Annotated in this window: 20 protein-coding genes; 14 read left to right on the top strand and 6 right to left on the bottom strand. The window is 69.5% G+C overall.

Annotated elements, in window-relative coordinates:
• From J2W68_RS00200 to J2W68_RS00160, 9 genes are all read left to right on the top strand, one after another.
• Entirely contained in the window at positions 1 to 927 is a 927-nt protein-coding gene (locus J2W68_RS00200) for a DUF58 domain-containing protein (protein WP_310231429.1), read from the top strand.
• Positions 924 to 2,075: a BatA domain-containing protein gene (locus J2W68_RS00195; RefSeq protein WP_310231427.1), complete on the top strand. Its 1,152-nt coding sequence runs from the start codon at positions 924 to 926 to the stop codon at positions 2,073 to 2,075. Before J2W68_RS00200 ends, J2W68_RS00195 begins: the two co-directional genes overlap by 4 nt.
• Entirely contained in the window at positions 2,072 to 4,321 is a 2,250-nt protein-coding gene (locus J2W68_RS00190; RefSeq protein ID WP_310231425.1) for a hypothetical protein, read from the top strand. Before J2W68_RS00195 ends, J2W68_RS00190 begins: the two co-directional genes overlap by 4 nt.
• Positions 4,318 to 6,099: a hypothetical protein gene (locus J2W68_RS00185; protein WP_310231422.1), complete on the top strand. Its 1,782-nt coding sequence runs from the start codon at positions 4,318 to 4,320 to the stop codon at positions 6,097 to 6,099. Before J2W68_RS00190 ends, J2W68_RS00185 begins: the two co-directional genes overlap by 4 nt.
• A gap of 104 nt (positions 6,100 to 6,203) precedes the next feature.
• Positions 6,204 to 7,250, top strand: a complete 1,047-nt coding sequence (locus J2W68_RS00180) for an efflux RND transporter periplasmic adaptor subunit (protein WP_310231420.1) — start codon at positions 6,204 to 6,206, stop codon at positions 7,248 to 7,250.
• A 6-nt stretch (positions 7,251 to 7,256) separates the two neighbouring features.
• Positions 7,257 to 10,355 carry an efflux RND transporter permease subunit gene (locus J2W68_RS00175; RefSeq protein ID WP_310231418.1) on the top strand — a complete coding sequence of 1,033 codons (3,099 nt, stop codon included), beginning with the start codon at positions 7,257 to 7,259 and terminating at the stop codon, positions 10,353 to 10,355.
• Entirely contained in the window at positions 10,352 to 11,863 is a 1,512-nt protein-coding gene (locus J2W68_RS00170) for an efflux transporter outer membrane subunit (protein ID WP_310231416.1), read from the top strand. The genes J2W68_RS00175 and J2W68_RS00170 overlap by 4 nt, the downstream gene beginning before the upstream one ends.
• A gap of 267 nt (positions 11,864 to 12,130) precedes the next feature.
• Positions 12,131 to 12,931: a DUF4349 domain-containing protein gene (locus tag J2W68_RS00165; protein ID WP_310231414.1), complete on the top strand. Its 801-nt coding sequence runs from the start codon at positions 12,131 to 12,133 to the stop codon at positions 12,929 to 12,931.
• A 157-nt stretch (positions 12,932 to 13,088) separates the two neighbouring features.
• Positions 13,089 to 14,039 (top strand): aldo/keto reductase, encoded by a 951-nt coding sequence (locus J2W68_RS00160; protein WP_310231412.1) that lies wholly within the window; start codon positions 13,089 to 13,091, stop codon positions 14,037 to 14,039.
• 36 nt (positions 14,040 to 14,075) lie between these two features.
• On the opposite strand, the gene J2W68_RS00155 is transcribed toward J2W68_RS00160, so the two are convergent.
• Positions 14,076 to 14,372 carry a hypothetical protein gene (locus J2W68_RS00155; RefSeq protein WP_310231409.1) on the bottom strand — a complete coding sequence of 99 codons (297 nt, stop codon included), beginning with the start codon at positions 14,370 to 14,372 and terminating at the stop codon, positions 14,076 to 14,078.
• Between the two features lie 241 nt (positions 14,373 to 14,613).
• Here J2W68_RS00155 and J2W68_RS00150 point away from each other — a divergent pair, with 241 nt between their 5' ends.
• Positions 14,614 to 14,838, top strand: a complete 225-nt coding sequence (locus tag J2W68_RS00150; RefSeq protein WP_310231406.1) for a hypothetical protein — start codon at positions 14,614 to 14,616, stop codon at positions 14,836 to 14,838.
• Here J2W68_RS00150 and J2W68_RS00145 read toward each other — a convergent pair whose 3' ends face one another.
• Positions 14,839 to 15,360 carry a GNAT family N-acetyltransferase gene (locus tag J2W68_RS00145; RefSeq protein ID WP_310231404.1) on the bottom strand — a complete coding sequence of 174 codons (522 nt, stop codon included), beginning with the start codon at positions 15,358 to 15,360 and terminating at the stop codon, positions 14,839 to 14,841.
• A 5-nt stretch (positions 15,361 to 15,365) separates the two neighbouring features.
• Positions 15,366 to 16,304, bottom strand: coding sequence for a peptidylprolyl isomerase (locus J2W68_RS00140; protein WP_310231401.1), 939 nt, complete (start codon positions 16,302 to 16,304; stop codon positions 15,366 to 15,368).
• Between the two features lie 121 nt (positions 16,305 to 16,425).
• Between J2W68_RS00140 and J2W68_RS00135 the strand changes: the two genes are divergently transcribed.
• From J2W68_RS00135 to J2W68_RS00125, 3 genes are all read left to right on the top strand, one after another.
• Positions 16,426 to 16,800: a PadR family transcriptional regulator gene (locus tag J2W68_RS00135; protein WP_310231398.1), complete on the top strand. Its 375-nt coding sequence runs from the start codon at positions 16,426 to 16,428 to the stop codon at positions 16,798 to 16,800.
• Positions 16,797 to 17,705 (top strand): sensor domain-containing protein, encoded by a 909-nt coding sequence (locus tag J2W68_RS00130; protein WP_310231395.1) that lies wholly within the window; start codon positions 16,797 to 16,799, stop codon positions 17,703 to 17,705. The genes J2W68_RS00135 and J2W68_RS00130 overlap by 4 nt, the downstream gene beginning before the upstream one ends.
• A gap of 131 nt (positions 17,706 to 17,836) precedes the next feature.
• Entirely contained in the window at positions 17,837 to 19,966 is a 2,130-nt protein-coding gene (locus tag J2W68_RS00125) for a CocE/NonD family hydrolase (RefSeq protein ID WP_310231393.1), read from the top strand.
• Positions 19,967 to 20,056: 90 nt separating this feature from the next.
• Here the strand turns inward: J2W68_RS00125 and J2W68_RS00120 are convergent, their stop codons facing one another.
• Both J2W68_RS00120 and J2W68_RS00115 read right to left on the bottom strand, forming a co-directional pair.
• Complete coding sequence (locus tag J2W68_RS00120) at positions 20,057 to 21,394, bottom strand: polyhydroxyalkanoate depolymerase (RefSeq protein WP_310231392.1); 1,338 nt, start codon at positions 21,392 to 21,394, stop codon at positions 20,057 to 20,059.
• Positions 21,395 to 21,489: 95 nt separating this feature from the next.
• On the bottom strand, positions 21,490 to 22,080 hold the full coding sequence (locus J2W68_RS00115) for a class I SAM-dependent DNA methyltransferase (RefSeq protein WP_310231389.1): 591 nt from the start codon (positions 22,078 to 22,080) through the stop codon (positions 21,490 to 21,492).
• 138 nt (positions 22,081 to 22,218) lie between these two features.
• Here J2W68_RS00115 and J2W68_RS00110 point away from each other — a divergent pair, with 138 nt between their 5' ends.
• Positions 22,219 to 22,677, top strand: coding sequence for a CopD family protein (locus tag J2W68_RS00110; RefSeq protein ID WP_310231387.1), 459 nt, complete (start codon positions 22,219 to 22,221; stop codon positions 22,675 to 22,677).
• 25 nt (positions 22,678 to 22,702) lie between these two features.
• Here J2W68_RS00110 and J2W68_RS00105 read toward each other — a convergent pair whose 3' ends face one another.
• Positions 22,703 to 22,870 carry a hypothetical protein gene (locus tag J2W68_RS00105; protein WP_310231386.1) on the bottom strand — a complete coding sequence of 56 codons (168 nt, stop codon included), beginning with the start codon at positions 22,868 to 22,870 and terminating at the stop codon, positions 22,703 to 22,705.
• Positions 22,871 to 22,966 lie beyond the last annotated feature (96 nt).

Below are 22,966 nucleotides of genomic sequence, written 5' to 3'. Positions count from 1 at the left end.
ATGGCCGCCGAAATCTCCGCTGCGCTACCGGCGACGGGCGACGCCTCCGCCGATGCCTTGACGCCTGCGCTGCGCGGCCTGCTCGCGACGCTGCGGCTACGTCCGCGCCGCGCGCTCGGCCGCCAGGGGCTGGGGCATCACGCCAGCCGCAACCGCGGCAGCGGCCAGGAGTTCGCGCAGTACCGCGCTTACGAGTCCGGCGACGAACCGCGGCAGATCGACTGGAAGCTCTACGCACGCAGCGACCGCTTCTTCGTCCGCGAGGCCGAGCGCGAGAGTCCCGTGCGCGCGTGGTTGTTGCTCGATACCACCGCCTCGATGGCGCAGGCCGACGAGGCCAGGCCGCAGTTTTCCCGCTTCGATGCGGCGCGGCAGCTCGCGGTCTGCGTGTTCGAGATCGCCCAGCGCCAGGGCGACGCCTGCGGACTGGTGCTGTGTGGCGGCTCCGGGCTGTCACTGGTGACGCCCGGCAGCGGACCGCGTCAGCGCGACCGCCTGCGTCATGCGCTGGCGACTGCCACGGCCATCGGCGAATGGCCGAAAGCGGAAGTGCTCGCGCCGGCCTGGGGGCGTATTGGACGCGGCGATCTGGTCATCGCGCTTGGTGACTGTTTCGACGAGGCGGCGGTCGCCCAGCTGGTGCGTCTGGCGCATGCAGGCCGCGAGGTCGTCGCCCTGCAGGTGCTGACGGCGGACGAGCGCGATTTCCCGTTCGCCGACGGCCGTCGCTTCGTCGAACCCGAAGCCGGCGAGTCCCTGCTCGGTGATGGTCCCGCGCTGCGCGCCGATTACCTCGCGCGCTTCGCAGCGGCGCAGCGCACGTTGTCAGCGAGGTTTGCGGCGGCCGGTATCCGCCATGCGACGCATGTGATCGACCAGTCGCCGGGGCAGGCGCTGCAGCAACTGTTCGGCGACCGCGCACGATGAGCTTCGGCCTGCTCGCCCCCGTCGCGCTCGCGGCGCTCGCCGCCTGGCTGTTGCCGTTGCTGCTGCATCTGGCCCGGCGCGATGCCACCCGGCCCACGCCGTTTGCTGCGCTGCGCTGGTTGCGCGAGAAACCCAGGCCGCGCCGACGCCTGCGCTTCGATGATTGGCCGCTGCTGCTGGCGCGGCTGTTGCTGCTGGCCTTGGTCGCGCTGTGGCTGGCCTGGCCGGTCCTGCACGGGGCGACGGCGCCGGCCCGCTGGACCGTCGTTGTGCCTGGCGTCGTCGACGAAGCGATTCCAGTGGTTGCGGGGGCAGAGTCGCCGCCGCGTTGGCTCGCCCCCGGTTTTCCATTGATCGACGGGCCCACTGCACCCGCGCTCGGCACGGCAAGCGTCTCCAGCCTGCTGCGCGAACTCGACATGACGCTGCCGGTGGGCACCGCGCTGACCGTGACCGCGCCCGAAGTGATCGACGGCGCCGATGCCGGTCCGGTGGCGCTGTCGCGCGCGGTCGACTGGCAGATCGCGCCGTCGCGCGTCGATGACGCCGCGTCCGAGCCGAGGCCAGCGCCGCGGATCGACGTGCTGGGCATCGATGCGGACGATCCCGCGCTGCGCGTCCTGCGCGCCGTCGCACGCGCGTGGCGACCCGACGATGCGGATGCGTTTGCGGTCGTCGGACCAGAGGCGACGCCGCGCGCCGACGCGCTTGTGGCCTGGTGGCGCGAGGGCGCACCCGGTGCCGACCTGCAGACGCACGCAGCCGGCGGCGTGCTGCTGCTCGGCCCTGCCGCGGCGCGCGATCCAAATGCGGATTGGCAGCCCATCTGGCGCGACGCGGATGGCGAAGTGCTGGTGGAACGTGCCGCCTGCGCCGCGGCGACCTGCATCCGCCTGACCCGTGCGCTCGATCCGGCGCATCTGCCCGCCGTTCTGGATCCCGAGTTTCCGTCGCGACTGCGCGCGCTGGTCCAGCCGTCGCCTGCGCCCGGACGCATTACCGCGGAGGCCTTCACGCCGACGACGGGCGTCGCTGCCTATCCGCCGACACCACGCGATCTGCGACCGTGGTGGGCAGTGCTGGTCGCGCTGGTGTTCGCGCTGGAGCGCTGGATGGCGGCATCGCCGCGACGGAATCGAGCGGCATGAACGTGACCGCACACCTGCAGCAGCACCTTGTGCGCGTGCGAACGCGAGCACGCGCGATCGTCCTGTTGCTCGCCACGCCGCTTGCCGCCGGCCTCGCGCTGCTTGCGTGGCGGATCGTGGGACTGGCGCCGGCGGTCGCCCTCGCTGTGCTCGCGTGTGGATGCGCAGTGCTCATCGCCGTGCGCCGCGCGCGCGGCTTCGATCACGGCTGGCTGGCGCGCGCGCTGGATGCAGGACGCGCGGACATGGACGACAGCGCAGCGCTGCTGTTCGCGCCGCCTACGACGCTGCCGCCATTGCAGCAGTTGCAGCGCGAACGCCTGCAGGCGCGCATCCAGGCCGATCCGTCGATGCCGGCGCCGACGCCCTGGCCGGCGCGTGCACTTGCGGCTGCATGGGTCGGCGGTGCGCTGCTCGTCGCCGCGGCGTTGTGGTGGCCGGAATCCGCGCCGCGCACGGCGGCGTCGGCGACGACGCGCGCATCCGGCGCCGCCGTCGACGCGACGCCCGTACTGCAGTCGCAGACACTGGAGATCACCGCGCCGGCTTATACCGGTCAGGCGCCGCGCACGCAGGCCGAACTCGATGCGCAGGCGCCGGCCGGTGCGACCCTGCGCTGGACCCTGCGCTTCGCGCCGCAGCCGCGCGAGCTTGCCCTGCAGTTGCACGATGGCCGCGAGATCGCGTTCGTGCGCGAGGACGAGGCCTGGGTGGCCACGCTGCACCTGGAACAGTCTTGGCTGTACCGCATCGCCGTCGATGGCGACACCGACCGCGTGCTTGCGCGCGCCCAGCCGTGGCGGCTGGACGCCGTGCCCGATCGACCACCGGAGATCCGTGTGCGCACGCCGGAGGCGACCCTGTCGACCTACGCGCGCGGCCAGCGCAGCTGGCCGCTGGTCTTCGAGGCCAGCGACGACCACGGCGTCGCCGCCGATGCGCGCCTGCGCATCACGGTCACGCGCGGCAGCGGCGAGGGCATCACCTTCGAGGACCGTGTGCTGACCTTGCGCGGTCGCGGCGACGCGCGGCTGACGACGTTCGCGACGACGCTTGATCCGGTCGATCTCGGCATCGAGGAGGGTGGCGATCTCGTCGCGCAACTGGAGGTCCGCGACACCCGTGCGCCGACGCCGCAGACCGCGCGCAGCGACAGCCTGATCCTGCGCTGGCCACCGCCGGCGCCGGTCGATGCGGATGGCCTCGAGGGCCTGGCCCGTGACGTGTTGCCGGCGTATTTCCGCAGCCAACGGCAGATCATCATCGATGCCGAAGCGCTGCTGGCCGAACGTTCGCGCATCGAGCCGTCGGCTTTCGAGGCGCGCTCGGACGCGCTCGGCGTCGACCAGCGCATCCTGCGTCTGCGCTACGGCCAGTTTCTCGGCGAGGAATCGGAAGGCGGCGCGCGGCCACCGCCGACCGCGGACGCCGAGCCGTCGCCACCGCCGCGCAAGCCGTTGCCGATCGACGATTTCGGCCAGTCGGATGTCCCGGCTGCGGGGCATGCGGACGAGCACGATCACCAGGATCATGATCACGACGCGCCGGGTCACGACCCCGACCACGCGTCGGGCGCGCCTCACGACCATGACCACGATCACGGCCCGCAGGACGCCACCACCTTCGGTCGCGCCGAGGATGTGCTCTCGACCTTCGGTCATACCCACGATCTGCCCGAGGCCGCGACGCTGCTCGACCCCGCGACCCGTGAGGTGCTGCGCGCGGCGCTGGGCGAGATGTGGCAGTCGGAACTGCAACTGCGCCAGCACGCACCGCGCGCGGCGCTGCCGTATGCGAACCGCGCCCTGGAACTGATCAAGCAGGTCCAGCAGGCCGACCGCATCTATCTGGCGCGGGTCGGCAGCCGCCTGCCGCCGGTCGATTTCAGCCGGCGCCTCGGCGGCGAACGTGAGGGCGTCGCGCCGCGTCCTGCGCCCGCGCCAGACACCGGCGACACCGACGTGCCCGCGCTCGCCTGGAGCGCACTGGCCTGGAACGACGCCGCCGATCTCGCCGCACTGGTCGCCTGGGCGCAGGACCATCCGCGCCAGGTCGACGATCCGCTGGCCTTGCTGGCCGCGGTCGACGCCCTGCAACGCGACCCGGCCTGCGCGGACTGCCGTCAGGCATTGCGCGGGCAGTTGTGGCGGGTGCTGCAACGTCCGCTCGCCGCGCCGTTCCGGCGACCAGCGATCGACGCGATGGGCGCGCGCTATCTCGACGCCCTGCAGGAGGACGCGCCATGAAGCCCGAACACGGGCTTGGCGCCGTGCTGGTCGCGGCGGCACTGCTGTCGATCGCCCGGCTGGCGGCCGCGCACCTGCGCGCGGCACGTGGTCGGCGGCCGGCCGCATGGCGCACCCTCGCGCTGGCCGTGCTGACCGCGGCTTCGGCGCTTCTGCTCTACCGGATGCTGCTGCCGCCCATGTCCGCCGGGCCCGACACCCTGGTGGTGCTGACCGCCGATGCGGACGGGCTGCCGGTGCCCGCATCGCAGCAGGTGATCGCACTGCCGGAAGCTGATCGGGTGCCGCTCGGCGCGACGCGGATGCCGGACCTCGCGACGGCCTTGCGCCGGCATCCGGACGTCCGTGCCCTGGTCGTCATCGGCGCCGGCCTGCAGCCGCGCGACCGCGACGCGGTCGGCGGTCGCGCACTGGTCTTCGTGCCGGCGGCGTTGCCGCCCGGGCTCGCCGAACTCCAGCCACCGGCACAGATCGCGCCGGGTGCACGCTTCACCGTCCGCGGTCGCGTGACCGAAGAGGCCCAGCTGGCCTTGTTCGACCCGGCCGTCCGCATCGTCGATACCGGCGCGGCCGACGACGCGGGCCGCTTCCAGCTCACGGGCACTGCGCGCGGCGCCGGCGCAACGCTGTTTGAAGTCGCGATCCAGGACGTGGACGACAGCGCCTTCAGCCGCGTGACGGTGCCGGTCGTCGTCGACGAGGCGGCGCCCGTCCGTGTGCTGCTGCTCGCGGGTGCACCCAACCCGGATGTCCGCGCACTGCGCCGTTGGTCCGAGGATGCCGGCAGCACGCTGCGCTGGCGCATCGCCTTCGGTGGTGGTGCGACGGCAGGCGATGCGCCGGCGCTCGATGCAGCGAGCCTGGCCGAACAAGATCTGGTGCTGCTCGAAGCCCGCGCGTGGGAGGGTCTCGGCGCGAGCGCACGCGCTGCGCTGCTGACCGCCGTGCGCGATGGCCTCGGCCTGCTGGTGCATGCGCCCGAGCCGCCGTCGAATGCGCTGCGTGGCTGGCTGCGCAGCGCGGGCCTCGCGGTCGAGGCCGGGCGCGGGCGCGAGTGGCGCGTCGACGCCGGCCCCGATGATCTCGCCCGTCTGCGCGCCTGGTCCGGGCCGGGCAGCGACGATGCGCCCTTTGATCCGCAGCTGGCCGGCGAAGCGCCGCCGTCGTTGGGCTATCTGCCGCTGACGGGCGGCCTGCCGTCGGCGGGACCGGGCGCGGGCGACATGATGCGCTGGCAGGCGCTGGGGCAGGGGCGCCTGGGCATCGTCACGCTGGCCGACAGTTGGCAGCTGCCACTGGCCGGCCGCGCCGATCTGCACAGCGAGCTGTGGAGTACGTGGGCCGGCACGCTGGCGCGTCCGGGCGCGGCGGACGCGGCCGGGTTCCGCGGCGAGGCGCGGGTCGGCGAACGTGTCGCGCTGTGTGGGCTGCCAGCGGGCACGCGCGTCCTGACGCCTGACGGCCAGGCGATCGCGCCGCTGCCTGATCCGGCGGCGGACGGCTGCGCCGGCCTGTGGCCACGGGTACCGGGCTGGCACCGGATCGAGGATGGCGGCGCGCTGTTCGTGCGCGGTGCCGAGGAAGCGCCGGGCCTGCGGATGACTGCCCTGCAGGACGCGACCCGGCAGCTGGCGCGCGATGGCGCTGAGACGCGCGCGCCTGCGCCGCCGGCGATCCGGCCGATCGTCTGGTTCCTCGCGTGGCTGCTGGTCACCGTGATGCTGTGGGCGCTGCATCGCACGCGGCGCGGACGCGGGCCGCAGGCTGCCGGTGTCTAGCATTCTGCGGCGGCATTTCACGCCTCTGTTCACGACACCGTGAATAGGGCGTGGGTCACCCTGTGCGGCCCGCCGGTCCTCGGCCCGTCTCCGGATCATGTCCCTTGCGAGTCCGCGTTCTGCTGTCCCTGAGTCTCCTGCTCGCCGCCTGCAGCGAAGAACCCGAGGCGCAGTCGCCGCCACGGCCGGTCATCGTCCAGCCGATCGAAAGCGCATCCGACGCGCGCGCATTGCGCTACCCCGGGCGCGTCGAAGCCGCCGAAGGCACCGAGCTCGCATTCCAGGCCGACGGCCGCATCACCCGCTTCCTGGTCAGCGACGGCGAGCGCGTCGAACGTGGCCAGGTGCTGGCCGAACTCGACGACACCGACTATCGCCTGCAACTGCGCGAGGCTGAAGTAGCGCTGCGTACCCTGGAGGCGGATGTCACCCGTCGCCGCGGCCTGCGCGATGAAGGCATCCTCGCCCCGGCCGCGGTCGAACAGGCCGAGGCGCAACTGGCGAGCGCCCGCGCAAACCGCGATGCGGCTGCGCGACAGGTCGGCTTCACCCGTCTGCGCGCGCCCTACGAGGGTGTCGTCGTCCGCCGGCTGGCGGCGACCGGCGTCGTGGTGCCGGCCGGCGAGCCGGTGGTGCGGATGCAGGATGCGGACATCATCGAGGTCATCGTCGACATTCCCGAACGCGACGCTGCGCGATTGCCGTTCGGCCCCGAACTCGTCGCCCGTGGCCGTGTGCTCGCGCTGGATGATCTGCAGCCGATGACGCTCGTGTACCGCGAACACGCCACCGCGCCCGACGCGCAGTCGCGCGCCTATCGCCTCGCGCTGCGCGGCACGCCGCCGCCGGGCGTCAATGTGCTGCCGGGCATGGCGGTGCAGGTCGCGATCGATGATCCCGCGCCATCGACGCTCGCGGCGGGCCAGCACCGGGTACCGGCCAGTGCCGTGCTGAGTACGCCCGATGGGCAGGCGGTGGTGTGGACCGTCGACGACGACGGCGCGGCGCAGCCGGTGCCGGTGCGCGTGCACGCGATCGAGGGCACGCATGCGCGTATCGAAGGGGAGCTGCCGCCATCGGCGCAGGTGGTCGTCGCCGGCGCGCGCCTGCTCCAGGCCGGCCAGGTCGTCGAACCGCGCACTCGGCGCTGACGCGGCATGGATATCGCGCGTTATGCCATCCGCAATCCGGTCAATGTCTGGCTGCTGATCCTCGCCTGCCTGCTCGGCGGCGTGTTCGCCTACTTCAATCTCGAACGGCTGGAAGACCCGGAGTTCACGATCAAGGAAGCGGTCGTGACCACGATCTATCCCGGCGCCAGCGCCGAGCAGGTCGAGCTGGAAGTCAGCGACGTGCTCGAAAGCGCGGTGCAGCAGCTAAACCAGCTCAAGCAGGTCCGCACGACCTCGCGCCCTGGCTACTCCGAACTGCGCGTGGAAATCCTGGAGCGCTATTCCAGCGAGGAGATCCCGCAGATCTGGGACGAGCTGCGCCGCAAGATCAACGACACCGCGGCCAGCCTGCCGCCCGGTGCGCAGGCGCCGGTGGTCAACGACGATTTCGGTGATGTCTTTGGTCTGTACTACGCGATGACCGGCGACGGCCTCACCCGCACCGAGCTGCACGAGGCGGCCAAGACGCTGCGCCGCGGCCTGCTGCCGGTGGAGGGCGTGGGCAAGGTGGAGATCGCCGGTGCGATCGAGGAACGCTTCGTCGTCGAGATTCCGCAGGCGCGGCTGGCCGCGCTGCGGATCGCGCCCGAGGAAATCGCCGGTGCACTGGCGGATGCGGAAACCGAGCTGCATGCGGGTGGCCTGCGCAGCGAAGATCTGTACCTGCGCGTCGCGCCGGGTGGCGCCTTCGATTCGCTGGAGGCGCTGCGCACGCTGCCGGTGGGGCGCGGCGATGCGCGGGTCACGCTCGGCGACATCGCCCAGATCCGCCGCGAGTTCGCCGAGCGCCCGGCGCAGATCATCCGCCACGACGGCCGCGAGGCGCTGACGATCGGCGTTGCCGGCCTGCCGTCGGTGAACATCGTCGACGTGGGCAAAGCTGTCGACGCGGCGCTGGCGCAGCTCGAACCGACCTTGCCGCTCGGCGTCGAGCTGCATCCGATCTATCAGCAGGCCGATGTCGTCGACGAGGCTGTCACCGGCTTCGCGATCAACGTGGCGATGTCGCTGGCGATCGTGATCGGCGTGCTGTGCCTGGTGATGGGCTGGCGCGCCGGCGTGATCATCGGCGCGGTGCTGCTGCTGACCGTCGGCGGCACGCTGCTGGCGATGTACCTGCTGGGCCTGCAGCTCGAGCGCGTGTCGCTGGCGGCGCTGGTGATCGCGATGGGCATGCTGGTCGACAACGCCGTGGTGATCTGCGACGGCATGCAGGTGCACCTGCGCCAGGGCCGCTCGGCGATGCGCGCGGCCAGCGAGTCGGTGCGCCTGACCCAATGGTCGCTGCTGGGCGCGACGATCATCGGCATTCTCGCCTTCGCCGGCATCGGTCTGTCCCAGGACACCACCGGCGAATTCCTGTTCTCGCTGTTCTCGGTAATCCTGATCTCGCTGCTGCTCAGCTGGGTGCTGGCGATCACCGTGGTGCCGCTGCTGGGGTACTGGTGGCTGGCATCGAAGGACGCGCGCGAGCGCGACGACGAGGACGCCAGCAAGGACGACGCGGGCGACAGCCCCTATCAGGGCAAAGTCTACGACCGCTTTCGCGGTGTGCTGGATGCGCGGCTCGGACGCGCCGGTCTCACCGTCACTCTGGCCACCGTACTGACCATCGGCTGCGTGATCGGCTTCGGTTTCCTGCCGCAGTCGTTCTTCCCGCCGGCATCCACGCCGATGGCCTTCGTCGACATCAATACGCGTCAGGGCAGCGACATCCGCGCGACCGATGCCGCAGTGCGCGAGGTCGAGGATTACCTCGCCGAAGAGTTCCCCGACGTGCGCAGCCGGGTGTCGTTCGTGGGGCAGGGCGCGTCGCGCTTCATGCTGACCTACGCGCCGGCGATGCCCGACAGCGCGTTCGCGCAGATCATCCTGCTGGTCGACGATGCCGACGTGCTCGAGGACATGCTCACCCGTCTCAACCGCGAGGCCGGCGGGCGCTTTCCGGAGCTGCGCGTGCACGCGGCGCGGCTGATGTTTGGTGGCGCGTCCGAGGCGCGCGTCGAAGCGCGTTTCAGCGGGCCCTCCGGCGACACCCTGCGCGAGATCGCGGCGCGCGCCGAGGCGATCTTCCGCGACTCGCCGATGCTCGAGAACGTGCACCACGACTGGGGCGAACGCGAGCTGGTGCTGCGGCCGCAGCTGGACCTGCAGCGCATGGCCGAAGCCGGCCTCGGCCGCCAGGACATCGCCCAGGCGCTGACGATGGCCACCGAAGGCGTGCCGCTGGCAGTGGTGCGCGAGGGCGATGCCCAGCGCCAGGTGCTGCTGCGCGCACCCGAGGACGAGCGTCCGGCGCCCGAAGGCCTGCTCGGGCGGCTGGCGTGGAGCGCAGGCGCCAGTGCCTACGTGCCGATCGCCCAGGTCGCCGATCGCGTCGAGGTGGTCCAGGAGGACGCCGCGATCCAGCGCCGTGACCGCGTGCGCACGATCGCGGTGCAGGCCGAGCCGGTGGTCGGGGTGGAAGCGAGCGACGCCCACGCCGAGATCCGCGAAGCGATCGAGACGATGCCGCTGCCGCCCGGCTACACGCTGACCTGGGGCGGCGAGTTCGAGAGTTCCGGCGACGCGCAGACCGCCTTGATGCGGACGCTGCTGCTGCCGTACCTGGGCATGATCCTGGTGACCGTGCTGCTGTTCGCGCGCGTGCGCCAGCCGGTGGTGATCTGGCTGGTGGTGCCGATGTCGATCTGCGGCGTGACGATCGGGCTCGCGATCTCCGGCCAGCCCTTCGGCTTCGTCGCACTGCTCGGCCTGTTGAGCCTGACCGGTCTGCTGCTCAAGAACGCGATCGTGCTGGTCGAAGAAATCGACCGGCAGATCGCAGAAGGCGGCAACAACCGCGCGGCGATCGTCGAAGCGACGACGAGCCGTCTGGTGCCGGTGACGATGGCTGCAGGCACCACCGTGCTGGGCATGGTGCCGCTGCTGTTCGACGACCTGTTCGCCTCCTTGGCGGTGACGATCATGGGCGGCCTGGCGTTCGCGACCGTGCTGACCCTTGTCGTTGTGCCGTGTCTGTATCTGCTGATCTTCAAGGTGCCGCGCGACGACGACCGCAAGGCCCCGGAGGCGCGCGCATGATCATCCGAAGACTCACCATGCTCGCAGCTGCGCTGACGCTCGCCGCCTGCAGCACGCCGCCGGTGCGCGAGCGCCCACCGTTGCCGGCGACCTATTACACGCCGGCAGGCGACGTCGCGCAGCCGGCCGATCCAGCCGCGCTCGCACGCTGGTGGCGGCAGTTCGACGACCCGCTACTTGCCGAACTCGTCGAGACCGCGCTGGTCCGCAATCTCGACCAGCAGGCCGCGCTGGCCGAGCTGCGCATCGCGCGCGCGCAGCTGCGCCAGTCGCGCTCGGCGCTGCTGCCGCGGCTCGATCTGGGCGGACAGGCCAGCCGCCAGATCATCAATACCGACGCGCTGGCCGACACGCCGCTCGCTGACGAATTCGATGTCGGCGGCGACGTCAATTTCGACACCTGGCAACTGGCGCTGCAGGCCGAGTGGGAAGTGGACCTGTTCGGCGCGAACCGGTTGCGCCGCGACGGCGCCGGGCGCCAAGTGCAGTCGGCCGAGGCGCAGCTGGTCGCGGTGCGCCTCGCGGTCGCGTCCAATCTCGCGCAGGGATACGTGCAGGCGCGCGCGCTGCTCGCACAGCGTGCGCTGCTCGACGAGGGCGTGCGCATCGCACGCGAGGCCGAACGCATCGCCGACGGGCGTTTCCGGCTCGGCGAGGTCACGCGGTTGGATATCGAAGCCGCCGGCGCGCAGCGCGCCGCGCTCGAGGCGCAGCGCGGCGACATCGACGCCGGTCTCGCCGAAGCCGCGTTCGCGCTGGATACGCTGATCGACCAGCCCCACGGCACGGTCCTGCAGCGCCTGGGCGCCGGCACGCGCGTGCCGACGGCCGATGTGGAGATCCCGCGCGGCCAGCCTTTGGATCTGTTGCGCCGGCGGCCCGACGTCATCGCCGCGGTGGCCGGGCTGGATGCCGCCGAGCTGGCGGCGCTGGCCAGCCGCCGCGATCTGTTCCCCAAGCTCGGCGTCAGCGCGGCGCTCGGGCGCAGTGGTGTCGGGATCGGCGACCTGTCGGGCGCATCGGACCTGCGCTCGCTCGCAGCCCAGCTCGGCTTCCCGTGGCTGGATTTCGGCGCCAGCCGCGCGGCGATCGATCTGGCCGACGCGCAGGCCGATGCGGGCTTCGTCCAGGTGCGCCAGGCCTTGGCGACCGCGCTGCAGGACGTGGAAACCGCCAGCGCCCAACTCGCCGCACGCCGCGCGCAACGTGCGGCGCGCGCGGAAGCGCTGGCGCGGGCGCAGCGCACCCATGACATGGCGCGGCGTACCTACGACGTGGGTCTGGCGAACCTTGCCGACCTGCTCGATGCCGAGCGCGCCTTGCTCGACGCGCGCCAGCAGTCGCTCGACACAGACCGCGCGTTCGCGCTTGCGCAGATCGCGCTCTACACCGCGCTCGGCGGTGGCTGGTCGGTGCCGCACGATGCAGTGCCCGGTGACGCGGTGCGATCGACCGTGGACGACGTGCCGGACCGGATCCGCGAAGCATCCGTTCCGCGCGACGACTGAGCCCGGGTGTTACGTCCGGGCGTGGCAGACGCTTCGAGATTCCGACCGGACGCGTGGCGTTGTGATCTGAGCGCAGGCAGCGAACAGGGCTGACGCTGCCGCCGCGGATCGCTTAGGCTCGCCGCACAAAAACGGAGGAACAACGATGGTGCATACGGGGCGCTGCCACTGCGGCAGCCTGGCGAACGAACTGGATGGCGACATCGCCGAGGGCTGCGACTGCAATGGTTCGAAGTGCCTTCGGCGCGGCGGCGATGGAGCCCGCCTGTGAGGTACGTGCGCCTGCGGCGGGTCGGCGCGATCGTGCTTGTGGGCGCGCTGGCGACGGCTTGCTCGGACCCCAGCGCTTCTGCAAACGGCATGGTCCATAGCGCCCGGGGTGGTGCGCAGACCGACAACGCCGATGGCGCCCTGCTGGCCTACGAACACAGCGTCGGTGTGCAGCTGGACGGCGCGATGATCGTGCCGCGGTTGCAGGCGATCCAGGCCGCGTGCAGCGAAGCGCGCTTCGGGACGTGCGTATTGATCGAAGCGCAGCAGTCGGCCGGCGAGCGCCCGTCGGCGCGCGCGGTGCTGCGCATGGCCCCGGCGGGCATCGAACCGATGATCGCGCTGGCAGGCGAAGGCGGCGAGGCGGGCGAGCGCAGCACGCGTGCCGAGGATCTCGCAGTCGTCGTGCGCGACAACACCACCGAGCAGGACCGGCTGACCAAGGAGATGGCGCGGCTGCAGGCGTTCGAGTCGCGGCCGGATCTGTCGGTGGCCGACATGATTGCGTTGTCGGAACGCATCGCCGCGACCGAGGCGCAGATCGAAGCGGCGCGTCGCGATGGTGCCCAGCATCGCCGCCGCATCGAGACACAGTTGTTGACCGTGGAGTTGCGCGCGCGCAACGGCGAGCAGGGCCGCAGCGAGATCGGCGCGGCCTTCCGTGAATTCGGTAGCACGCTCGCCACCGGCACTGCATGGACGATCCGCGTGAGCGCATTCCTGTTGCCTTTGGCAATCGTGTGCGTCGCGCTGTTCGCACTGCTGCGCGCGTGGTGGCGGCGACGTCGACGCGGCTGATGGTCTTGAATGCGCCTCGGTTGCCCGGCGCGGTGGGGTCCTGCAGACTCGGGACGCCGCAGTTCATGCCGGCATTCCGGGCGCGCAGCGCAACTGCGGACACCGCGCCGGTTCCCGACGCAGGCCTCGCCTGCGTCACCCACGCAAGGAGGACGCCATGGTCACCCGTCGCGATGCCCTGAAACTCTCACTCGGTGCCGGCCTGTCGCTGGCATTGCCCGGTACGCTGTTTGCTGCCACGCCCGCGCCGATGCTGACGCGCCCGATTCCGTCGAGCGGCCAGCGCATTCCCACAGTCGGTTTGGGCAGTTCGGCCACGTTCTCCTCGACCGCGCGCGACGATGCGTCCGCGCTCAATGCAGTGCTGCGTACCTTGATCGACGAGGGCGGCGCCGTGTTCGACACCGCACCCAGCTATGGCGCATCGGAAGAAGTCGCCGGCAAGGCGGTGCAGGACCTCGGCATTGCCGATCGCGTGTTCTGGGCGACCAAGGTCAACGTGGCCGGCCGCGAGGCGGATGCGAAGGCCGATCCCGCTGCGGCGCGCGCACAGATCGAAGCCTCGTTCTCGCGATTGGGGCGTGACACGATCGATCTGATCCAGGTGCACAACCTGGGCGACATTCCGACCCAGCTCGGCATCCTCAAGGAACTGAAGGCCGAGAAGCGCGTGCGCTACATCGGCGTCACCTCGACCAGCAAGCCGGCGTATCCGAAGCTGATCAAGACGATGCGCAGCGAGCCGCTGGATTTCATCGGCGTCGACTACGCGGTCGATAACCGCGATGTCGAGGAGACGATCCTGCCGCTGGCTGCCGAGCGTGGCATCGGCGTGCTGGTCTACGCGCCCTTCGGCCGCACACGGCTTTGGCAGCGCGTGGGTGAGCGTGAACTTCCAGACTGGGCGGCGGAGTTCGATGCGACCACGTGGGGCCAGTTCTTCCTCAAGTTCGTGCTGTCGCATCCTGCGGTCACCTGCGCGACGCCGGCGACGAGTCGCGCTTCAAACCTGATCGACAATCTCGGCGCCGGCCGCGGGCGCTTGCCGGATAACGCGCAGCGCGAACGAATGGCGAGCCTGATTGAGGCATTGCCGGCGGCGAGCTGAATCCAGCGAGCCCGCCGCCGCGAACGGCGTGCTGGCTCAGCCTTCTTCTTCGGTCTCGAACTCGACGACGGCGTCGAGATCGAAGGCCAGCGCTTCGATCGCTTCGCGCACTTTGCGCTCGGTGGACGGGTTGCCGACCTCGACTTCGATTTCGTGCATCTTCGGTCCGGCTACATCACTGAGGCCGGCTGAACTTGAGTCGGCATCGTCCATGTGCGACATCAGGTCGTCGATCTCTTCGACGTGCTCGATGCCCTCCACGCTGGACAGAAGATTGATCACCGCACGTGCGGTGTCGTCGCTGCCGGTGAGGCGGATGCGGAGCATGGGCATGTCGGTTCCTTGTAGGGCGGGGATGGCGTGCAGGCTAGGCAGCGAAACGGAAAGCCGACGTGACGACATTACGCGTTTGTCATTGGCGGTCGTCGGCGCCTACCCATGAATGCGACAGCGTCTACGCCTGGGTCGCCGACTCGCCACCCGCGAAATTGTTGGCCCACTCGAACGCTACGATCCGCGCTTGCCCCAAGCGCTCGAAAGCGACCGCACGGGGAGGCGCTGCTGGCTCGCAGCGATGCACGAATCCTGCGTCCAGCTCCAGGCGTTGATCCGCCAGGTCACGCGCTACAAGACTTTGCTGCTGGTCGTCGCGCACTGGTCCACGTTGAGGGAGCGGAGGGCGGGCGCGAAGGCGTGCTGGTCGACACATGCTGCAGCGAAGGCCGCGATCGCAGCGCGATCCGTCGGCCTGTTCCAGCACCAGGCGCCGTGCAGCGACGACAGCCGTCGCGACGCCTGATCAGGAGCGCGGGCGCAGGCGCTCGAAAGTCAGCGTGGTCTCGTCGTGGTACTGCGTTGGTCCGGTTTCGACGTAGCCGAGTGTGCCGGCCAGCCGACGTGAAGGGGCGTTGTCCGGATTGATGATGCACACGCTGCGACCGCCGAAGGACTGTGCGTCGAACCAGGCGTGCATCGCCTGTGTGGCCTCGGAGGCGATGCCGCGGCCGTGGGCTTCCTTGGCGAACAGCCAGGCGCCTTCGGGCGATGCGGAGAACGCATCGCCCAGCCCGCGGCGGAAATCCGCAAACCCGACGCTGCCGATATTGCGGCCGGTCTCACGCTCGATCACCGCGAAGATGCCGAAGCCGAACGCGGTCCAGTGGCCGATGTAGCGCAGCAGCCGGTTCCACACGTCCTCGTCGCTGGGTACGGTCGAGGTGATGTGCCGCATCACCTCGGGGTCGCGGATCATCGCCCGCAGCGCGTCGAAGTCCTCGATCGCGTGCGGGCGCAGCAGCAGGCGTTCGGTTTCGATCCGCATCGTGCTCAGCCTGCGGGCGGGGTGCGGACGGGCACGCTGATGTTGCACAGGTCGATGTGGCCGGCCGGCTGCACGTACCAGTCGTCGCGGCGGTTGCGGCGTGATTCCACCACGGCGTCGAACAGCGGTGTATCGGTGCGCAGTACCTGCAAAGGCGTGCGCTCGCCCGCAGGCACTTCGGAGGCGAGGCGGATGCGGCGGATCGGGGTGCGTTGTTTCGGGTCCTCGTAGAAGCCCAGCGGCCCGGTGCCGCGCGGCAGCACGCTCAGCAGTTCCATCCCCTGCAGCACGCGGCCGACCGTGGTGATGTTGCGGTCGAGCTGCCGCGGCGACTGGCCGGTGACGATGTAGAGCTCGGTGCCGTTGCTTGAATCGGGCGCCATGTCACGGCCGGCGCCCAGCGTGCCGTAGCAGTGCGCGAGCCACGCACGACCATTGCCGCTGCGATCGTCGCGCGCTGCCGGGAAGCCGTCGGCGAACCCCGCCTGCGCCGCCCAGCCATCGGGATCGGGCAGCGCGTGGAAGGCGAGGCCGGCGGACGCGCGGTCGAATTCCGCCGGCAGGCTCGCCCGCGCGCTGCCGATCGGGCGGCCCGGTGCGCCTTCTTCTGTGATGTCGCCGAACTGCACGACGAAGTTGTCCTGCGAGCGGTACAGGGTGAGCCCGTTCCAGAAGCCGCCGCGGGCGAGGGTGCGGATGTTGGCGACGTGTTCGGGCGCGAATGCCGGCGCCAGTTCGATCACCACGCGGCCGGCGTCGAGGTCCATGTACAGCAGGTTGGCCGGGTCCGGCGTGCGCCAGTCCGCCGGCGTGGACGCATCGAGCAGCTCCTGCGTGGAGCGGGTCTCGACGGTCGCTGGCGCGCCGGACGTGGCGCAGCCGGCCAGCGCGAGCACGCAGGCGGCGAGAGTGGTGGACAAAGCGTGGCGCGGAAGATGGCGCATAGATGGGTTCCCCGGAAAGACAACCACGATTGTGGCCGAGTCGATGGCTGGCGTGACTACCGGCACATCCGCTATAGCGAAGTCCGCACTAGTATCTGGATCAACCTAGTGGAGGTGGCCCATGGCCGACGCCCCTGATGATAGCGAGCTGCAGCTGCGCAAGTTCCAGAAGGAACTGAGCGCGGGCACGGTGTCGCTGGCGTTGCTGGCGGTGCTAGGCAGCGCGGCCGAGCCGATGTACGGCTATCAGATCGCCAAGCGCCTCGAATCGCTCGACGGCGTGCTCAGCGGCAAACAGAGCGCGCTGTACCCGGTGCTGCGCAACCTCAGTGCCGCCGGCCAGCTCGACAGCCATGTCGAACCGTCCGTGGCCGGACCGCCGCGCCGCTATTACCGCATCACCGAGGCAGGGCGGATCACCCTGCAGCAGTGGACCGCCGCATGGCGGGCCACACGGGATTCCGTCGACGCCGTCCTGGAGGGGATACGCGAATGAATATGCACCGCCCACCGCAAAGCATCCCCGAGTACCTGGAACAGTTGCGCGTCGCGCTCACCGGCGCGGATCCCGCACTCGTGCAGGACGCGCTCTACGACGCCGAGGAATACCTGCGCTCGGAACTCGCCGAACAGGCGGGACGCTCGGAAGCAGAAGTCATCGCTTCGGTCGCATCGAGCTACGGCGCGCCGGACGAAGTGGCCGACATCTACCGCGACACCGAGGTCAAGGTGCAGACCGCGCTGCGACCACCGGCGCCGAAGCCGCGCACGTCGCTGATCGGGCGCTTCTTCGGCGTCGCCGCCGATCCGCGTACCTACGCCTCGCTGTTCTACATGGTGCTGTCGCTGGCGACCGGCATCTTCTACTTCACCTGGGTGGTGACCGGCCTGTCGGTGTCGCTGAGCCTGGTCGTCGTGCTGATCGGCATTCCGCTGCTGATCCTGTTCTTCGGCTCGGTGCGGCTGCTGTCGCTGGTCGAAGGGCGGCTGGTCGAAGTGATGCTCGGCGAGCGCATGCCGCGCCGGCCGCTGTATTCGGCGCGGGGACGCAACTGGCTGCAGCGCATCGGCGACATGTTCACCGACGCGCGCACCTGGAGCACGTTGCTCTACCTGCTGCTGATGCTGCCGTTGGGCATCGTCTACTTCACGATCAATGTGACCCTGCTGTCGCTGTCGCTGAGCATGATTGCCGCGCCGCTGGCCATGTTTCCGGGGCTGCATCTCAACGTCTGGATGTTCGGTATCGATATCCCGCAACAAGCCCCCTTCCTGCTGCCTCTGGTGTCGATGAGTGGCGTGTTGCTGCTGTTCGCCAGCCTGCATCTATTCCGCGCGGTCGGCCGAATGCATGGCGGGATCGCCAAGCATCTGCTGGTGAAGACGGCCCAATACTCGTGAGGTGCGGCAGGCGGGTGCGCGCGGGGCTATGGGTCTCCCTGACGCTGGCGTGCGGGTTCGCAACGGCGTCGGACCTGCGCTTCGATTTCCCTGCCGTCGCCAGCGCAGATGAGGCCGGAATCGAGAGGGCAGTGGCGGTGCTCTCGGAGCGCGTGCTGTCCGCCGGGGCCGCGGGACAGGTGGACGTGCCAGTGGCCGGTCTGGCGCAGTTGCGCATCGCGGCGCGGCAGGATCGCGAGGCGGTCGACGCCGTCCGCGAGGTGATGGACGACGCGGCTGCAAAGGGGGATGACGAACGTGCACGGCGCTGGGTGCCCTATCTGATCTATGTGCAGTCTCGTGTAGACCGGAAGGACCGGTTCGACCAGGCCTATGCCGCAGCGTTCGAAGACTACTTCGCGGGACTCGACGATCTGGAGGCGAACCGGACGCAGTCCTGGTTCGGCGGTGATCTGGCGCACGCGAAAGCCGATCTCCTGGCTGCTGCCTCGAGGCTGGGAAACGCGGGTCCCCTCGCGCTGGATGACGCCCTCGGCCTTGCGCGTCGGCAGGCCTTCGTGGATGTGCTCGCCGCGGCGTCAAGAACCGCGGCGTTGATCGCGGCCGACGAGAACGCGCGCTACATCGTCGACGAAGACGTGCTGATCCGCACGCCGGACGGCGTCACGTTGTCCGCGGTGGTCGCGCGGAGCCGCAAGGCGGCCTCGCCATTGCCCGCAGCGATGCAATTCACGATCTACACCGTACCGACCGCCAGTCGCGCAACCGCATTGCAGGCGGCGGCGCGCGGCTATGCGGGCGTGGTCGTGGACGCGCGCGGAAAGCGGTTGAGCACAGATGCAATCCGGCCGTACGAAACCGAGGTCGACGATGCATCGGCAGCCGTCGACTGGATCGCGCGCCAGTCCTGGAACGACGGCCGCGTGGCCATGTACGGCGGCAGTTATTCCGGGTTCGCAGCCTGGGCGGCGACCAAGCGCATGCCGTCGGCATTGAAGACCATCGTGCCGTATGCGGCCGCAATTCCGGGCTTCGGGCTGCCGATGGAGAACAACGTCTTCCTGAGCGCAAACTATGCGTGGCCGTTCTACGTGGCCGGCAACCGTCTGCTGGATGACGCGATCTATTCCGATCGCGAACGCTGGCAACGCCTGCCCGAAGCCTGGTATGCCAGCGGCCGTCCGTATCGCGAGATTGACCGGGTCGACGGCACGCCGAATCCCTCGCTGCAACGCTGGCTCTCGCATCCGGCTTACGACAGCTACTGGCAGGCAATGGTGCCCTACGGCGGCGACTTTGCTCGCATCGACATTCCGGTGCTGACGATCACCGGCTACTACGACGACGGCCAGATCTCCGCATTGCAGTACTTCAAGGAACACCTGCGGCACCGTCCGGACGCGGCGCACTATCTGCTGATCGGACCCTACGATCATTTCGGCGCGCAGGCGCCTTTCAAGCCGCGCAACGTAGGCGGTTACGACATCGATCCGGTCGCGCAGTTCGACACACAGGACATCACCTTCCAGTGGCTGGACCATGTGCTGCACGGAGGGCCGCGTCCGGCGTTGCTGCGCGACAGGGTCAATTACCAGCTGATGGGTGCCGACACCTGGCAGCACGCGCCGTCGCTGGAGGGCGCTGCAGAGGCGACGACATTCCATCTGTCTGGTAAAGCCTGCGGGCTGTACCACTGCCTCGCGCCCTCGGCGACGCCGACGGCGCCACTGGTGCAGACCGTCGACTTCGCCGACCGCACGACGGAGGGACACGCCTACTACCCGAATCCCGTTGTGCGCGACGGCATCGAGGTGGAGAGCGGGTTCGCGTTCGTCAGCGCCCCGTTCAAGCCGCCGACATCGGTGGTCGGCACGTTCGCGGGCGAGTTGAAGGTGCGCATCAACAAGCGCGATTTCGACTTCAGTGTCTCGCTCTACGAGCTGATGCCCGACGGGAAGGTCATGCAGCTGTCGTACTACGTAGGCCGGGCGAGCCATGCCCATGATCCGGCCCGCCGTAAACTGTTGACGCCCGGCGAATGGACCACGGTGCCGTTCGAGCGCACGCGCATGACAGGGCGCAGGATGGATGCGGACAGTCGCCTACTGGTGGTCGTGGACGTGCTGAAGGATGCGCGGCATCAGGTCAACATGGGCACGGGTTGGGATGTCAGCGACGAATCCGTCGCCGATGCGAAAGAGCCGCTGGTGATTGAATGGCATCCGGACAGCTCGATCCAAGTGCCGCTGCGGCGCGAGTGACGCCATTCAATCGCGACACGGCTAGCAGGCCGCGAATACAAAGGGCGCGTCCTCTGACGCGCCCTTGTCGTGTCGGCAGATGGCGCGGATTCAGCCGGCGGGGGTCTTGCGCTTCGTCGCCCGCTTGCGCGCGGTCTTCGCCGCGGGCTTCGCTTTCGCCGGGCGCGCGCCTTCCGCATGCGATGCGATGAACGCACGCACCTGCGGATACACCTGGGTACGCCAGCGTCGACCGCTGAAGATGCCGTAATGACCGGCGCCCTCGACGGTGAGATGCGCGCGGTGGGATTCGGAGACGCCGGTGCACAGGGTGTGCGCGGCGCGGGTCTGGCCTTCGCCGGAAATATCGTCGAGCTCGCCCTCGATCGTCAGCAGCGCGGTGCCGGTGATCTTCGACGGATCCACGCGCTCGCCCGAGACGACCCATTCGCCGCGCGGCAGCAGGTGCTGCTGGAACACGACGCGGATTGTGTCGAGGTAGTACTCGGCCGGCATGTCGAGCACGGCGTTGTACTCGTCGTAGAAACGGCGGTGCGACTGTGCGTCGTCGTCGTCGCCCTTGACCAGATCGCGATAGAAATCCCAATGCGATTCCAGGTGGCGCTCGGGATTCATCGCCATGAAGCCCATGTGCTGCAGGAAGCCCGGATACACCAGACGACCGCGGCCGGGGTAATTCATCGGCACCGGGTGGATCACGTTCTGTTCGAACCAGGTGTGCGGCTTCTCGGTCGCGAGGTTATTGACCGCGGTCGGCGACTGGCGGGTGTCGATCGGTCCGCCCATCATCACCAGCGAACGCGGCGTGGCTTCGCCGCGCGCGGCCATCAGCGACACCGCCGCGAGCACCGGCACCGTCGGCTGGCAGACGCTGACCACATGCAGCGACTCGGCGCCGATGTGGCGGATGAAATCCTCTATGTAGGCGATGTAGTCGTCGAGCGAGAACGCACCGGCCTCCGCCGGCACCATGCGCGCGTCGATCCAGTCGGTCACGTAGACCTTGTGGTCGCGCAGCAGCGTGCGCACGGTGTCGCGCAGCAGGGTCGAATGGTGGCCCGACAGCGGTGCGACGACGAGGACCGTCGGCTGGGCCTTGATGACCTCGAGATGCGCCGGGTCATCGGTGTACCGCTTGAAGCGCAGCAGCTTGCAGAACGGCTTGACCAGCGCGTCGAGCTGCACGACCGGATAGGTGCGCTCGTTGTCGTCGTTGTCGACGGCGTGGATGTCGAACGCCGGCTTCTCGTAGTCCTTGCCGATGCGGTACAGCAGCTCGTTGGCAGCGGAGAGCTGCTCGGAGCCGGGCAGGTTGGACAGCCAGGTGCTGTCGGCGCCGAACGCTTTTGCGTTGGCATCGGCCAGCAGCGTCCACGGCTTCATCCAGGCGCGGCCCATCTCGTGCAGTTGGTAGAACAGCATCGGCATTCCGGTCAGTGGGGTTGCTGCGGCGCAGCATAGCGCATCGCCTGTGCTGCGCCGATCTGCGCGGGCGCGGGGTTCAGGCCGGCGAAAGCCAGTGGTCAGGCGGTTTCTAGCGCGGTGGCGTGGTCTGCCAGCTGCGGCGAGAGCCAGCAGTGCGAGCCGAGCGCGCGGAAGCCGGCGGCAGCGAAGCGTTCACGGTAGAAGCGCGCGGGGCGCTGCTTGAAGCCGTCGTCGTCGCCCTCGGCGCCGTCCTCGCGCGTGAAGCATTCGAGGAACGCGACACCGCCGGTGAGTTCGGCCAGGCCGGGCAGGCCGCGGTCCAGTTCGCGGGTCTCGAGGTAGTGCAGCACATCGCTGCAGATCAGCAGGTCGACCGGCGGGCACGGACGCAGCATCTCGAAATCTGCGAAGCGCGCGTGGTGCAGATTGCGGGCGCGACCGAAGCGCGATACCGCGTAGTCGCTGGCATCGAAGCCGAGGTACTGCGCCTTCGGGCGCAGCTTGAGCAGCGGCGCGCGCCAGACACCTTCGCCTGCGCCGATGTCGAGCACGGTGCGCAGCGGACGTTCGAGGTGGTATTCGGCCGTTGCGACCGCGAGTGCGACCTTGCGCGACAGGCGTGCGGGTCCGCCGATGTCGCCGGCGCGATACCAGCGGTCGAAATAGGCGCGGTCGTATTGCTTGGACATCGAGGGGCCGGAGCTGTGCGGGGACGCGCATTCTAGGTGGTGTCGTCGGCTGCGACACAGCGTCGCGGGCCATGCCCCGCATGCGAAACCGAAGCGCGGGCGTGCGATCCTTGCCCCTCAGTCGAGGGAGCCAACGCGATGCAAGCCTATCTGTGGGTCAAGACTTTCCACCTCGTCTTCGTGATGGCATGGGTCGCCGCCGCGTTCTATCTGCCGCGCATTCTCATCAACCTCGTCGAGGCCGGCGAGACCGTCGACGTGCGCGCGCGCCTGGTGCTGATGGGCCGCCGCCTGTACCGCTTCGGTCACGTGATGCTTGGCTTGGCGCTGGGGCTGGGTGTGGTGCTGTGGATGGGCTACACGTTCATCACCGATTTTCCGACGATGGCACCGATGGGCAGCGGCGCAGGCTGGCTGCACGCGAAGCTGGGGCTGGTGCTGCTGCTGATCGTGCACTACGTGATGGCCGGACGCTGGCTCAAGGGCGTCGACAAGGGCTGCTCGCTGCCGTCGACAAAAGCGCTGCGTTGGTTCAACGAGATTCCGGTGCTGCTGCTGGTCGGCGTGGTGTGGCTGGTATTGGCCAAGCCGTTCTGAGTGCGGCGCTGGCGGCGCCGACGACTCAGCTACTGCTGACGCCGGCGTGGAAGCCGGCAACGAACTCGGGGATCGCGCCGCACGCGAGCAGCACAACTGCCGCGCCCAGCAAAAGATTCCGGTTGTTGCGGCGATAGCCGATGACCAGCAAGGTCAGGCCGACAACGAGCAATCCAATTTGCAATGCATCCATGCGTGCATCCCGCGGTACGTGACGACCGAGGCGGGCGCCGCCCGCCGAGGTCAATTCGCGGAAGTGTCGGCGCTATCTGCCGGTGGTTCAAGGTCT

This window comes from Luteimonas terrae, assembly GCF_031457535.1.
Classification (GTDB): domain Bacteria; phylum Pseudomonadota; class Gammaproteobacteria; order Xanthomonadales; family Xanthomonadaceae; genus Luteimonas; species Luteimonas terrae_A.
Note: the sequence above shows the minus strand (reverse complement) of the source record. Positions and strands in the feature narration are given on the sequence as shown.